The following is a 13,884-nucleotide window of genomic DNA, read 5'->3' as shown; positions in this document are numbered from 1 at the left end:
GGGGGGGGGGGGGGGGGGGGGGGGGGGGGGGGGGGGGGGCGGGGGGGGGGGGGGGCGGCGGCGGGGGGGGGGGGGGGGGGCGGGGGGGGGGGGGGGGCGGGGCCCCCCCGGGGGGGGGGGGCCCCCCCGGGGCCGTGGGTGAGCTGGTTGGCGTGGACCCGGGGGTGCAGGCCCTTGGCCATGCCCGCGGTCAGGATCGCGCGGGCCTGGTCGCCGTCGAACGCGCCCTTCTCGCAGAACACGTCGACCCAACGGGCGTGCGGGGCACAGGCGTCGAGCATCGGCCCGGTGACCAGCTCGACGTACCCGGCGGGATCGTCGGCGTAGTCCGGGGGGACGACGTGGGCGCCGAGGTAGGTGACCTCGTCGGTGTGGCGGGCGGCGATGCGCAGGGCGCGGGCCTCGTCCTCGACGGTGAGCCCGTAGCCGGACTTGGTCTCGAACGTGGTGGTGCCCTGGCGGAGCGCCTCGGCGAGATAGCGGACGACGTTGGCGTCCAGCTCGTCGTCGGTGGCGGCACGGGTGGCGGCGACCGTGGTCCGGATACCGCCCGCGGTGTAGGGGCGGCCGGACATCCGGGCGTTGAACTCCTCGGTGCGGTCGCCCGCGAAGAGGAGATGGGAGTGGGAGTCGACGAATCCCGGGATCACCGCGCGGCCGCCCGCGTCGACGGCGTTGTCAGTGGCGGGTGCTTTGCTTGATTCACCGGTCCAGACGACCCGGTCGCCCTCGATGACGACGGCCGCGTCCAGGATCAGGCCCAGGGGGGAACCGTCACCGAGGGAGGGGTCGTTGGTGACCAGACTGGCGATGTTGGTGATGGTGGTCGTCGTCATCGGGGGAATGCTCTCCTTGCGAGGGTCCGGGGTCAGCCGTGCAGGACGGCGATGGCTGAGGCGAGTGCTGCGGGGACGTCCTCGACGAGCGTGTGCTGCCCGTCGCGGACGATGTGCCGGCCTGCCACGACCGTATGACGCACATCGGCCGCGGAGGCGGCGAATACGACTGCTTCGGCGGCCAGTCGGGGCACCGGTCCCGCTGTTCTGACGGAGTCCAGGGCGACGGTGGTGAAGTCGGCGAGCGCGCCCGGTTCCAGGGTGCCCGCGTCGGACCGGCCGAGGGCGGCGTGCCCGTCGACGGTGGCGGCGCGCAGCAGTGCGGCGGCCGTCCAGTGGCCGCGGGTATGGGTGCGCAGACGCTCGTTGAGCTCCATCGCGCGGGCCTCTTCGAAGAGGTCGATCACGGCGTGGCTGTCGCTCCCGAGGGAGAGCGGCGAGCCGGCGCGCTGCAGGGCGACGGCGGGTCCGATGCCGTCGGCGAGGTCACGTTCGGTCGTGGGGCACATGCAGGTGCCGGTGGCCGAGACGCCGAGCAGCGCGATGTCCTCACTGCTGAGGTGGGTGTTGTGGATGCCGGTGGTGCGCGGGCCGAGGACCCCGTGGTCGGCGAGGAGCCGGGTGGGCGAACAGCCGTGGGTGGCCTGGCAGGCGTCGTTCTCCGCGGTCTGTTCGGAGAGATGGACATGGAGGGGCGCCTGCCGCTCCTCGGCCCACTCCGCCACGGTCGCGAGCTGCCCGGCGGGCACCGCGCGTACGGAGTGGACGGCCGCGCCGATCAGGGCGTGGTCGCTGCCCTTGAGCAGGGAGGCGCGTTCGGCCCAGGCGTCCGCGGTGGTGTCGGAGAAGCGCAGCTGGTGCTGGTCGGGCTCCCGGTACTGGCCGGCCCGCTGCCCGAATCCCGCGGCGAGATAGGCCGTGTCCAGCAGGGTGATCCGGATCCCGGCCGCGCCGGCGGCGGCGATCAGGGCTTCGCCCATCGCGTTGGGGTTGGTGTACGGGGCTCCGCCGGGCGCGTGGTGCAGATAGTGGAACTCGCCCACCGCGGTGATGCCTGCCAGCGCCATCTCGGCGTACACGGCACGGGCCAGGTCGTAGTACGTATCGGGGGTGAGCCGGGACGCGACCTGGTACATGAGCTCGCGCCAGGTCCAGAAGGTGCCGGAGCCCACCTGGACGGTGGAGCGCAGGGCGCGGTGGAAGGCGTGCGAGTGGGTGTTGGCGAGACCGGGCACCGTGAGCCCCCGCAGCACGGTGGCGCCCGGCGGCGGGGCGTCGACGCCGGTGCGGATCCCGGCGATCCGCCCGTCGGCGACGTCCAGGGCGACGCCCGGCTCGACATGGGTGCCGAGCCAGGCGTGGGACATCCAGAACGTCGCGGTGCGGCGCGCGCCCGTCGGTGTCGTTGTCAGCTGCACGCGAGACCTTCCAGTACATCGGCGAGTGCGATCACCCCGGCGGTGCAGTCGTCCTCGGCGGCGTACTCGGCCGGCGAGTGCGAGATCCCGGTGGGGTTCCGTACGAACAGCATGGCGGTAGGGACCGAAGCGGACAAAATACCCGCGTCATGTCCGGCGCCGGTGCCCAGGACGGGCACGGCGCGGCCCGCGTCGCCGCCGCCCCGGCAGGTCAGGATCTTGCCGAGTTCGTCACGCAGGGCGTGCTGGAACTCCACGACGGGCGTGAAGGACTCCCGTACGACATCGAGATCGATGCCCGCACGCTCGGCGTGCTCCCGGGCGACCCGCTCGATGCCGGTGACGACGGCGTCGAGGGTGTCCTGGTCGGCGGCGCGCGAATCGAGCCAGCCACGGACGAGGGAGGGGATGGCGTTGACACCGTTCGGCTCGACGGCGATCTTCCCGAAGGTGGCGAGAGCGCCGGTGAGCTCCGCCTCGCGGCGGGCGGCCAGCACGGTCTCCGCGTAGGTGAGCATCGGGTCGCGCCGGTCGACGAGCCGGGTGGTCCCCGCGTGGTTGGCCTCGCCCCGGAAGTCGAACCGCCAGCGGCCGTGCGGCCAGATCGCGGAAGCGATACCGACCGGGTCGCCGGTGAGGTCGAGGGAGCGCCCCTGCTCGACATGGAGCTCGACGAACGCGCCGATGCGGGCCAGCCGTTCGGGGTCCGGGCCGATGGCGTCGGGGTCGTACCCGGCCGCCTCCATGGCCTGCGGCAGTGTGATGCCGTCGCCGTCGCTGAGCTGGTGCGCCTTCTCGACGGTCAACTGCCCGGCGGCGAGCCGGGACCCGACACAGGCGAGCCCGAACCGGGCCCCTTCCTCGTCACCGAAGTTGGCGATGGCGAACGGTCGGGTGAACTGGGCTCCTCTGCAGCGGAGTTCGTCGAGCGCCGCGAAGGAGGAGACCACGCCGAGCGGCCCGTCGAACGCACCGCCGTCGGGCACGGAGTCGAGGTGCGACCCGGTGACGACGGCGTCGTCACCGAGCGGATCCCCGAGCCAGGCCCACTGATTCCCGTTCCGGTCGACCTCGTACCCGAGCCCACGCGCTTCGGCCTGCTCCCGGAACCAGACCCGGCAGTCGGCGTCGGCGCCGGTCCAGGCGTACCGCCGGTACCCACCGCTCTCGGGGTGGCGCCCGATGGGGGCAAGTTCCTTCCACATGGCCTGGAAGGACGGCTGCCCGTCCCCTCCCGGTCCCTGCGGGCCATGGGGGAGGGCGGGCGCCGGGAAACCCTCGGCGCCCACGGAACCGCTTCCGCCCGGCAGGCTCACTGCCCCTCCGTCATGGGAATCCGCACGCCCTTGTCCGCGGCAACGGACTCCGCAATGTCGTACCCCGCGTCGACGTGCCGGATGACCCCCATCCCCGGGTCGTTCGTCAGCACCCGGCGGATCTTCTCGCCCGCCAGCTTCGTACCGTCGGCCACGGTCACCTGACCGGCGTGGATGGAGCGCCCCATCCCGACGCCGCCGCCGTGGTGGATGGAGACCCAGGAGGCGCCGGACGCCACGTTGACCATGGCGTTCAGCAGCGGCCAGTCCGCGATCGCGTCGGACCCGTCGAGCATCGCCTCGGTCTCGCGGTACGGGGACGCCACCGATCCGCAGTCCAGGTGGTCGCGGCCGATCGCCAGCGGTGCGGCCAGTTCGCCGGAGGCCACCATGTCGTTGAACCGCTCACCGGCGCGGTCGCGCTCGCCGTAGCCGAGCCAGCAGATCCGGGCGGGCAGCCCCTGGAAGTGGACGCGCTCGCCGGCCATCTTGATCCACCGGTGCAGCGACTCGTTCTCCGGGAAGAGTTCGAGCATCGCCTTGTCGGTCTTGTGGATGTCCGACGCCTCGCCGGACAGCGCGGCCCAGCGGAACGGGCCCTTGCCCTCGCAGAACAGCGGCCGGATGTACGCGGGGACGAACCCGGGGAAGTCGAATGCCCGGTCGTAGCCCGCGAGCTGGGCCTCGCCGCGGATCGAGTTGCCGTAGTCGAAGACCTCGGCCCCGGCGTCCATGAAGCCGACCATCGCCTCGACGTGCTTGGCCATCGCCTCGCGCGCCCGCTGCGTGAAGTCGGCGGGCTTCTCGGCGGCGTACGAGGCCATGTCGTCGAAGTCGACGCCGATCGGGAGGTACGCGAGCGGGTCGTGCGCGCTGGTCTGGTCGGTGACGATGTCGATCGGGGCGCCCTCGGCGAGCATCCGGGGCAGCAGCTCCGCCGCGTTGCCGAGCAGCCCGATGGAGAGCGGCTTGCGCGCGTCGCGCGCTTCGGTGGCGAGCTGGAGCGCGTGCTCCAGGGAGTCGGCGCGCACATCGAGGTAGCGGTGCTCGATGCGGCGCTCGATGGCGCGCGGGTCGCAGTCGATACAGATCGCCACGCCGTCGTTCATGGTCACGGCGAGCGGCTGGGCGCCGCCCATGCCGCCGAGTCCGGCGGTCAGGGTGATCGTCCCGGCCAGCGTCCCATTGAACTTCTTGGCGGCGACGGCGGCGAACGTCTCGTACGTGCCCTGCAGGATGCCCTGCGTACCGATGTAGATCCACGACCCGGCCGTCATCTGGCCGTACATGGTGAGTCCGAGCGCCTCCAGGCGGCGGAACTCCTCCCAGTTCGCCCAGTCGCCCACCAGATTGGAGTTGGCGATCAGGACGCGCGGCGCCCACTCGTGGGTCTGCATGACACCGACCGGGCGCCCGGACTGGACGAGCATCGTCTCGTCCTGCTTGAGCGTCTGCAGCGTGCGCACCATCGCGTCGAACGAACGCCAGTCGCGGGCCGCCTTGCCCGTGCCGCCGTAGACGACGAGCTTGTCGGGGTGCTCGGCGACCTCGGGGTCGAGATTGTTCTGCAGCATGCGGAGGGCGGCTTCCTGCTGCCATCCCAGGGCGCTCAGTTCGGTACCGCGCGGTGCCCGTACGGGGCGGGGTCCTGACATGGCAATGCCTCCTCGCGACTGTGTTGCTTCTATTCACATCCTGCTGCTCTGAATACTTGTAGTCAACAGGCGCGCCCGAAAGACCTGCCCCGAAGGCGTGATACGGCGCCGAACGCCGACAGGACATGGCGCGGACAGAACACGACAAGGGCGACAGCGGGTCCGACCGTTTCCGATCGCCTTCCGCATGTACCAATGGAAAATGCCAGAACTCCCACCTGGGGCAGGCACGTTGCGTAGCCTCTCGGTCACAGCCGCACGTCAGATCGGGAGGGAGTCCGCGTGCCCGGAATCGACGAGTGCCTGCTCGAAGTCATGAGGCTGCCCGGTGCCCGCGGCGCCGCGGTGGTCGACTGGACGAGCGGTCTCGCCCTAGGCACCATCGGCGACTCGCCCAACGGCGATCACGAGGCGACCGCCGCCGAGACGGCCGAGGTGGCACGCATGGCGGCGGAGCAGCCCGTGTTCGCCCTCTCGGTCCCGGAGCCCTTAACAGGCCCGGGCGGAAACGACGTTACCGCGACGGGCGCCGCGCCGCCGGTGGAAGACGTCATCGTCACCACCCGCGCCGGCTACCACATCATCCGATTCGTCGAGACGGCCTTCGACAGCAGCGTCTTCCTGCATCTGTGGCTCGACCGCTCCGACGGCAACCTGGCGCACCGCACGTAGCACCAGTCACGCCGCACCAGGAACGCCAGAAAACGGAGCCGGTCACCTCGGCCGGCAAGGAAAGGAAACGAGCACTCATGGCCAACACCGAAGCGTCACTCAAGGAAGCAATGACGTCCATCGAGGGCACCATCGGTGTCGCACTCGTCGACTACACCAGCGGCATGGCGCTGGGCACCCTCGGCGGTGGCAAGGACTTCAACCTGGAGGTCGCTGCCGCGGGCAACACGGATGTCGTACGCGCCAAACTCCGCACCATGGAACATCTCGGCATCAAGGACGAGATCGAGGACATCCTGATCACCCTCGGCACCCAGTACCACCTGATCCGGCTGCTCAGGGCGCGCGGCAACAACGGTCTCTTCCTCTACCTGGTGCTGGACGGCGGCCGCGCCAACCTGGCGATGGCCCGCCACCAGCTGAAGCGGATCGAGGCCGAACTGGAGGTCTGACCTCCGCGGGACGCCCTCAGCGACGCCGCGCCCCGCCGGGCGCGGCGTCGCCCGCCGCCGGCCCGGTCGTCCGGTACGCCGCGACCCGCTTGCCCGCGGGCCGCCCCTTCTCCACCCAGTCGGTCCGCACCCAGTACAGGACGTCGTCCTTGCGCTCCCGCTGCCCGATCCGGACGGACTTGGCCCAGAGGCCGGCCCCTGCACCCGCAAGCATCAGCCCACCGGCGCCGGGTAGCAGGAACCCTCCGGCGATCGCCACGAGAAACCCGCCCAGCAGCCACCACCGGTGCCCGCGCCGCCAGTTGCGTACGGTCACGGCCCGGTCCTGGAGGAAGTCCGTCCGCCCGGCACGGGTGGCGGCTCTCGCCAGCTCCGCGTACCTGCGCCCCCGTGCGAGCGCCACCACAACCGCGGTGATCAGGAAGAGCGCGGCTCCGGCGAGCAGTCCGATCCGACGGCCGGTGAGCCCCGGGACGAGCGCACTGACGGCTGCGGCGAGCAGCCCCGACCACCACAGCGGTACGGCTCCGGCTCGTACGATCACCGCCACCCTCGCCAGCGACTGCGCTCCGCGCCCCACGTCCGTACCCCTCTCGACAGCCATCGATGCTGATTCTCGGGGCGCAGATTAACGGCCGTATCTGAGCGGTGTCTGAGAATCGGCGAGGAGTGCCGACCACCGGCCGGACTTCCCTCAGCACCGGACACCCGCCTGGCCGTCCCCGCCCCCGGTGCAGGCGGACTCGCCTCCGCGGCGCCGTTCCCGGCCGGTGAATTTCCGGGTCCGCCGACGCCGGAAGCGATCACGGTCCGGACGCCGACGACCGCCCGCCCGGCCGCAGCCCCGGCGTCGGCGTCGGCGTCGGCGTCGGCGTGACCGTCCGGTCCCCCGGGTGCCCTCGACAGCCCACGGGCGCTCACCCCGCCGGGCAGCCCGGCAGCCACATCCCGCGCGTCACGCCCTCATTCCACGAACAGCCCGCGCGCCGCCGCCCGCGCGTCGAACTCCTCCAGTCGCGCCTGCGCGTCCGGCAGGTCGTCGCACATCGCCTCCAGCAGCACTCGCCCCAGCAGCATCGGCGCGCACGCCGTGTCGAAGGCAAGTCCGGTGCCGACGGCCGCGGGAATCAGCAGGTCGCTGTGTTTGGCCACCGGGGCGAACGCTGAATCGGCGACCGACACCACGGCCAGTCCCTGCTCCTGGGCGTACGCGAGCGCGTCCACAACCTCCCTGGGATGGCGCGGCAGCGCGAAGCAGACCAGCGCGCTCGCCCCCGCCCGGCGCGCGGCGTCGATCCGGTCGTGCAGCATGGTGCCGCCCTCGTCGAGCACTCGCACGTCCGGGTGGACCTTGGCGGCGAAGTAGCCGAAGCCCCGCGCCTGCGAGGAGGAGGCGCGCAGCCCGAGCACCGGCAGCGGGCGCGACGCGGCAAGCAGCCGCCCCGCCCGCTCGACCGGAGTGGGGTCGGCGAGGAGTTCGGCGAGGTGCTGCAGGTTCTCGATCTCGGCGCGTACGGCCTGCTGGTACTCGTTGTACGTGTCGGCGGCGGTGCCCGCACCTCCCTCCGCGGGGCCGGGCGCGACCTCCCGCAGATACCTGCGCAGCGCCGGATACCCGTCGAACCCGAGCGCGACGGCGAACCGGGTGACGGACGGCTGGCTGACCCCGGCGAGCTCGGCCAGCTCCACACTCGACAGGAACGGGACGTCCCCGGCCCTGCGCACCATCGAGTGCGCGATCCGCCGCTGCGTGGGCGTGAGCCGGTGCCCCTCGAAGAGCTGCTGCAACCGCGCGGCCGGGCTGCTCCCGTTCATGCTGTCCCCCAAGTGCTGGTGCTGGTGCTGGTGAGATCGGTGTTCCACAGGTCCGTGCAGCGGTCGAGCAGCTCCCCGGCCGCCGCCTTCACATCATCGGTGAGCGGCCGGTCCGCAAACTCCCCTTCGAGCAGCGAATCGGCCAGCTCGAACGCCCGCCCGACCGGCAGGCCGGGATCCGGCCGCAGATCGCGCAGCCGCAACGCCCTTACGGCGGAGACGAGTTCACAGGCGACGACCTGCCGGTAGGCGCCGCACACGCGCAGCGTCTGGCGGGCCGCCAGCGAGGCGAAACTCGCCTGCTCCTCCACGCCCCGGGACAGCACGGCGTGGCCGAGCGAGGCGGGCGCGGCGAACGCCCGCAGATCGCCCAGGGCGGCTCCGGCCGCGTACTCCAGGATCATCACGCCCGAGGAAGCGGGTTCACCATCGGCGAGAAAGGGCCTCAGCCGGGTGAAGGACGGCTCGTTGAGCGCCGAGAGCCGGGAGGTCGAGAGCCGCGCGACCTGCACGACAGCGAGCCTGAAGTGGTCCAGTGCCAGGGCGAGTTGGGCCATGTAGAAACCGCCGTGGTGGTAGGCGGCGGGGCTGTCGTTGAGACCGGCGTCCGGGCAGATCAGCGGGTTCTCGGCGGCCGCGTTGATCTCGATGGCGAGGACCTGTTCGAGCGCGTCGGCGGCGTCCTGCGCGGGCCCGTGGATCTGCGGCAGACAGCGGAAGCCGTACGGGTCCTGAATCCGGCCGAGCGGGGGCCCCGGGCGGTCGGGGACACCGAGCAGCTGCCGCATCCGCGCAGCGACCCGGTAGGAGCCGGGGTGCGGACGGGCGGCGTGGACCGGTTCGGCGTACGCCTCGTACGAACCGTCGACCGCGAGCAGCGAGAGCGCGGCGACCACCTCGGTGACGGTGACGAGCCGGCGCAGCTCGTCGAGCGCGAGGGCGGCCTGACCGAGGGTGAGGGCGTTGCTGCTGATCAGGGCGAGGGCGTCGTTGTTGTCGAGCGGCTGGGGTTCGGGGGCGGCGCCGGGCCCCTGCCAGGGGTGCTCCCCGGCGAGCGCGAGGCCGGCCTGGGCGAGGGCGGCGATGTCCCCGGTGCCGACCGAACCGAACTCGTTGATCACCGGGTGCGCCCCCGCCTCCAGCGCCTCACAGAGCGCGGTGACGACGGTGGGCCGCAGCCCGGCGCCGCCCGCGAGCAGCTGATTGGCGCGCACGGCGAGCATCGCGCGGACCTCGCGGGCGGGCAGCGGCTCGCCGATGGCCCCGGCGTGGCTGCGCAGCAACCGAAGCCCGTGGTCGGCGGCGGCCTCGGTCGGGACCTCCTCGTTGCGGTTGGCGCCGACCCCGGTGGATCGCCCGTACACCCGCCCGGTCGCGGCGAGTTCCCGGGCGGCCGCCCAGGACCGGTCGACCCGCTTCATCGCCTCGGCGCCCGGCACGGGCCGGGCGGCGCCGCGGGCAATCCGGACGACATCGGCGACGGGGAGGGTCTCCCCGTCGAGCTCGACGATGGAGACGGCATGGTCCGCGGCCCAGCCACCGAAAGGCGAGGAGTCCATCATGTGGGACGACATCATGCGCGAACACTCCCAATCGGGACACTCGGTCCTGCCCTTCGGGATTCTGTCACCAGTGTTTTACCCCAAGGCATTGACAACCTATTCAGTCAACGAGAACTCTGCATGACTATATGCAGCCGGGGCAAGGGACGACTGATGATCAAATTCGACGCAGTGAACAAGCGCTTCCCGAACGGCACGACGGCAGTTCATGAGCTCAGCCTCACCATGCCGGAGGGCGGCATCACGGTCCTGGTCGGTTCGTCCGGCTGCGGCAAGACCACCACTCTCCGGATGATCAACCGGATGGTCGATCCGAGCTCCGGCACGATCACGCTCGGCGGCCGGAACATCCTCGAAGCGGACGCCGCCGAACTCCGGCGGGGCATCGGTTACGTCATCCAGCAGGCCGGACTCTTTCCGCACCGCACGATCCTCGACAACATCGCCACGGTCCCGCTGCTGCTGGGCCACGGACGCAAGCGCGCCCGGGCCCGCGCGGCCGAGCTGCTGGAGACGGTCGGGCTTCCGGCCGACGCCGCCAAGCGCTACCCGCACCAGCTCTCCGGGGGCCAGCAGCAGCGCGTCGGCGTGGCCCGCGCGCTCGCCGCCGATCCGCCGGTCCTGCTGATGGACGAGCCGTTCGGCGCGGTCGACCCCGTCGTGCGGACTCAGCTCCAGGACGAGCTGCTCCGCCTCCAGCAGGAGCTGAACAAGACCATCGTCTTCGTCACCCATGACATCGACGAGGCGGTGCGGCTCGGCGACCGGATCGCCGTCTTCCGTACCGGCGGCCATCTCGTGCAGTGCGCACCGCCCGCCGAACTCCTCGCCCGCCCGGCCGACGACTTCGTCGCCGACTTCCTGGGAGCCGAACGCGGCCTGAAACTGCTCTCGTTGAGCACGCTCGCGGACCTCCCCCGGCAACCGGCGACAACGGTGCGGGCCGACGAAACCGCGCCCGCCGGGCGCACCGACTGGCAACTGGTCGTCTCCGCCAAGGGCGAGCCCCTCGGCTGGCTCGACCCGGCAGCCACCGGGCCGGGCCGGGCGGGGGACGCCGCGCTCGTCCCCGTACGACCGCTGCGCGACACGGACTCGCTGCTCTCCGCGCTGAACGAATCGGTCGCCTCACCGGCCGGACTGATAGCCAGGATCGACGACGCCGGCGTCCTGACCGGGGTCACCGCACGCGAGGCCGTGCACGCCCGGGCGGGCGCCGCCCACTCCGCAGCGGCCGAGCCCCCTCGGCCCGCGACGGTCCCGGCCGGAAAGGGCAGCGCATGACCATCGACTGGTCGTGGATATCCGACCACGCGAGCGATCTCGCCACCCTGACCGTCTCCCACCTCCAGGCCGCCCTGACCGCCGTACTCCTCGGCCTGCTGATCTCGCTCCCGCTGGCCGTCCTCGCCCACCGGGTACGCCCCCTGCGCGGCTTCCTCCTGGGGCTGTCGAACATTCTCTTCACGATCCCGTCCATCGCGGTCTTCGTGCTCCTGCTGCCGGTCTCGGGCCTCACCCGCACCACCACGGTGATCGGCCTGACCGTCTACACACTGGTCGTCCTGCTCCGCAACACGGTCGAGGGCCTCGACTCCGTCCCGGCGCGCACCCGTGAGGCCGCCAAGGCGATGGGGACCCGCCCTCTGCGCATCCTGCTCACCATCGAGCTCCCCCTCGCCCTCCCCGTGATCATGGCGGGCGTACGGATCGCCACGGTCATGTCGATCTCGCTGGTCAGCGTGGCCACGTACATCGGCGACGGCGGTCTCGGCCAGCTCTTCACCGACGGGTTCCAGCGCAACTTCCCCACCCCGGTGATCGTCGGCATCGCCCTGACCCTGCTGCTCGCACTGATCGCGGACGCCCTGCTGGTCGCCGTGCAGTACGCGCTCACCCCCTGGAAGCGGAAGAGGGCCTGACATGTACGAACTCTTCGCGGACCTCGGCACCTGGCTGACCGGCGCCGAGCAGTGGCAGGGCCCGGAGGGCATCGCCCACCGCCTCACCGAGCATCTCCAGTACTCGCTCCTCGCCACCCTGATCGCGACGGTGATCGCCCTCCCGATCGGTCTGCTCATCGGCCACACGGGGCGCGGCGCCTTCCTCGCCATCAACCTCTCGTCATTCGGCCGGGCGCTGCCCACGGTCGGTCTGGTGGTGCTCGTCTTCCTGGCCAGCGGGCTGTCGATGACCCCGGTGTACGTGGCACTGGTCGCGCTCGCCGTCCCGTCGATCGTCACCAACACCTACGCCGGCATGACCGCCGTCGACCCGGAGGTCAAGGACGCCGCCCGCGGCCAGGGCATGCGCGGCCACCAGATCCTGTGGCAGGTGGAACTCCCCCTTGCCCTCCCCTTGATCATGACCGGCCTGCGCCTGGCCCTGATCCAGGTCGTCGCCACCGCCACGGTCGCCGCGTACGTCAGCTTCGGCGGCCTGGGCCGGTACGTCTTCGACGGCCTGGCCCAGCGCGACCTCGTCCAGGTCCTGGGCGGCGCGGTCCTGGTGGCGGTCGTGGCCGTCGTCCTGGACCTGGCCCTGTCCGGGCTGCAGCGCATCCTCTTCCGTCACCGCACCGCCTGAGGAGACCACCCATGACCCGCACTCCCCGCAGCACCACCCGCCGCTCCCTGCTGGGCGGCCTCCTCGCCGCGGCCGCAGTCCCCGCGCTCGCAGCCTGCAGCAGTGGCATCACCTCGCTGGACGGCCAGGGCGGCGGTGGCACCGGTGGCGGCTCCAGCGCCGGCGGCGTCACCATCGGCACGGCCAACTTCACCGAGAACCAGGTGCTCGGTTACCTGTACGCCGAAGCCCTGCAGGCCGCCGGAGTGAAGACAAAGGTCCGCGCCAACCTGGGCACCCGCGAGATCCTCATCCCCGCCCTCGAGGGTGGCGACATCGATCTGCTCCCCGAGTACCAGGGCGCCCTCCTGCACTACCTCGACCCGAAGGCGAAGGCCACCGAGGAGGGCGAGATGCAGAACGCCCTGGCCATCGCCCTCCCCAAGGGCCTCCAGATCCTCCCGTACGGCATGGCGGAGGACTCGGACGCCTTCGTCGTCACACCGGGCACCGCCAGGAAGTACGGCCTGACCTCCCTTGCCGACCTGGCGAAGCAGAACGGCAAGCTGGTCATCGGCGCGGCCCCCGAGGTGAAGAAGCGGACGGTCGGGGCGGTCGGTCTGAAGGACGTGTACGGAGTCGAGTTCAAGGAGTTCAAGTCGCTGGACTCCTCCGGCCCGCTGGTCAAGGGGGCCCTGAAGAAGGGCGATGTGGACGTCGCCAACCTCTTCACCACCGACACGGACATCACCGCCGAGGGCTGGGTGGTCCTCACCGACCCCAAGAACCTGATCCCCGGCCAGCACGTGGTCCCCCTGATCGCGGACCGCGCGGCGGACTCCACGGTCCGCAGGGCACTGGCCCGCCTGGGCGCCACCCTCACGACAAAGGACCTCACGGAGCTGAACCGTCTGGTGGACAAGGACAAGAAGGACCCGGAGGACGTGGCGCACGACTGGGCCGCGGCGCACGGCCTGGCAGAGAAGTAGGCCTGGCAGAAAAGTAAGAGAAAAGGAGCAATCCCCGATGGCCGACTCCCTCGTCGAGCGCCGCTCGATCGACGTCGTACCGGACGACGAACGGCACGGCACCGCGTTCTCCCAGTTCACCCTCTGGCTCGGAGCGAACCATCGCGCGAGCGCTACGACATCCCGGCTCTGTCCGACCCGGACGGCCGCTACGGCGCCTGACGCTGGGACGCACTGACGGTCTACGCCGTCGGCATCGTCGCCCAGCTTCCCTTCCTGGCGACGACCTTCTACACCGGCCCGCTGGTGGAGCCGCTGGGCGGCGCGGACATCTCCTGGATGGTCGGCCTGCTCGTACCGGCCCTGCTGTACTGGCTGCTCGCCCGCCGCGACACCACCTACGTCCCGGCCGCCACCATCATGCCGACGGACCGGGTCCCGGCGGCCTGAGAGCCTGTCGGGTGACCTTCGACCGCCCGATCAGGTGTCGCCCGACAGGCTCTCAGCCCGGCCGCTCGCCCGGCCACTGTGCCGTTGCTCGCGATCGTCGTCGCGTCGGCGATCGCCGCACACGACCCGCCCCGCATCCACACCGGCTGAGCGGCTCTGCGCTTCGAAGAGGGGG

The 13,884-nt window shown here is 71.6% G+C and carries 14 protein-coding genes and 1 pseudogene; 8 read left to right on the top strand and 7 right to left on the bottom strand.

The genetic code is table 11. The features are described 5' to 3' along the window. The 4 genes from ACIBB8_RS17935 to hutU form a co-directional block, all read right to left on the bottom strand. Positions 1 to 836: amidohydrolase family protein (locus ACIBB8_RS17935; RefSeq protein ID WP_398953094.1), on the bottom strand; the 836-nt coding region annotated here is incomplete at its 3' end. A gap of 32 nt (positions 837 to 868) precedes the next feature. Next, positions 869 to 2,254 (bottom strand): formimidoylglutamate deiminase, encoded by a 1,386-nt coding sequence (locus tag ACIBB8_RS17930; RefSeq protein ID WP_398953092.1) that lies wholly within the window; start codon positions 2,252 to 2,254, stop codon positions 869 to 871. Next, positions 2,245 to 3,459 carry an allantoate amidohydrolase gene (locus ACIBB8_RS17925; protein WP_398953112.1) on the bottom strand — a complete coding sequence of 405 codons (1,215 nt, stop codon included), beginning with the start codon at positions 3,457 to 3,459 and terminating at the stop codon, positions 2,245 to 2,247. The genes ACIBB8_RS17930 and ACIBB8_RS17925 overlap by 10 nt, the downstream gene beginning before the upstream one ends. 107 nt (positions 3,460 to 3,566) lie before the next feature. Further along, positions 3,567 to 5,225, bottom strand: a complete 1,659-nt coding sequence (gene hutU, locus ACIBB8_RS17920; protein WP_398953090.1) for a urocanate hydratase — start codon at positions 5,223 to 5,225, stop codon at positions 3,567 to 3,569. 282 nt (positions 5,226 to 5,507) lie between these two features. Between hutU and ACIBB8_RS17915 the strand changes: the two genes are divergently transcribed. Continuing rightward, complete coding sequence (locus ACIBB8_RS17915) at positions 5,508 to 5,897, top strand: hypothetical protein (protein WP_398953088.1); 390 nt, start codon at positions 5,508 to 5,510, stop codon at positions 5,895 to 5,897. A 77-nt stretch (positions 5,898 to 5,974) separates the two neighbouring features. Beyond that, entirely contained in the window at positions 5,975 to 6,349 is a 375-nt protein-coding gene (locus tag ACIBB8_RS17910) for a hypothetical protein (RefSeq protein WP_398953086.1), read from the top strand. A gap of 16 nt (positions 6,350 to 6,365) precedes the next feature. On the opposite strand, the gene ACIBB8_RS17905 is transcribed toward ACIBB8_RS17910, so the two are convergent. The 3 genes from ACIBB8_RS17905 to ACIBB8_RS17895 form a co-directional block, all read right to left on the bottom strand. Next, entirely contained in the window at positions 6,366 to 6,953 is a 588-nt protein-coding gene (locus ACIBB8_RS17905; protein ID WP_398953084.1) for a hypothetical protein, read from the bottom strand. Between the two features lie 359 nt (positions 6,954 to 7,312). Next, positions 7,313 to 8,164 carry a MurR/RpiR family transcriptional regulator gene (locus tag ACIBB8_RS17900; RefSeq protein WP_398953082.1) on the bottom strand — a complete coding sequence of 284 codons (852 nt, stop codon included), beginning with the start codon at positions 8,162 to 8,164 and terminating at the stop codon, positions 7,313 to 7,315. Next, positions 8,161 to 9,738 (bottom strand): aromatic amino acid ammonia-lyase, encoded by a 1,578-nt coding sequence (locus tag ACIBB8_RS17895; protein WP_398953110.1) that lies wholly within the window; start codon positions 9,736 to 9,738, stop codon positions 8,161 to 8,163. The genes ACIBB8_RS17900 and ACIBB8_RS17895 overlap by 4 nt, the downstream gene beginning before the upstream one ends. Before the next feature lie 141 nt (positions 9,739 to 9,879). On the opposite strand from ACIBB8_RS17895, the gene ACIBB8_RS17890 reads away from it, so the two are divergent. The 6 genes and pseudogenes from ACIBB8_RS17890 to ACIBB8_RS17865 all read left to right on the top strand — a co-directional run. Further along, the gene (locus ACIBB8_RS17890; RefSeq protein WP_398953080.1) at positions 9,880 to 11,010 is read left to right on the top strand and encodes an ABC transporter ATP-binding protein; all 1,131 of its coding nucleotides are present in this window, start codon (positions 9,880 to 9,882) and stop codon (positions 11,008 to 11,010) included. Next, a complete protein-coding gene (locus ACIBB8_RS17885; RefSeq protein WP_398953078.1) occupies positions 11,007 to 11,648 on the top strand; it encodes an ABC transporter permease in 642 nt (213 codons plus the stop codon). Before ACIBB8_RS17890 ends, ACIBB8_RS17885 begins: the two co-directional genes overlap by 4 nt. Before the next feature lies 1 nt (position 11,649). Further along, positions 11,650 to 12,312 (top strand): ABC transporter permease, encoded by a 663-nt coding sequence (locus tag ACIBB8_RS17880; RefSeq protein WP_398953076.1) that lies wholly within the window; start codon positions 11,650 to 11,652, stop codon positions 12,310 to 12,312. A gap of 11 nt (positions 12,313 to 12,323) precedes the next feature. Beyond that, positions 12,324 to 13,280 (top strand): ABC transporter substrate-binding protein, encoded by a 957-nt coding sequence (locus ACIBB8_RS17875; RefSeq protein ID WP_398953074.1) that lies wholly within the window; start codon positions 12,324 to 12,326, stop codon positions 13,278 to 13,280. Positions 13,281 to 13,317: 37 nt separating this feature from the next. Then, complete coding sequence (locus ACIBB8_RS17870; RefSeq protein ID WP_398953114.1) at positions 13,318 to 13,497, top strand: hypothetical protein; 180 nt, start codon at positions 13,318 to 13,320, stop codon at positions 13,495 to 13,497. Then, positions 13,422 to 13,709, top strand: a pseudogene (locus tag ACIBB8_RS17865) (cytosine permease); the annotation flags it as partial. The gene ACIBB8_RS17870 and the pseudogene ACIBB8_RS17865, both read left to right, overlap by 76 nt. Between the last annotated feature and the right edge of the window lie 175 nt (positions 13,710 to 13,884).

The organism is Streptomyces sp. NPDC051286 (assembly GCF_044455345.1).
In the GTDB taxonomy this organism is placed as follows: domain Bacteria; phylum Actinomycetota; class Actinomycetes; order Streptomycetales; family Streptomycetaceae; genus Streptomyces.
Note: the sequence above shows the minus strand (reverse complement) of the source record. Positions and strands in the feature narration are given on the sequence as shown.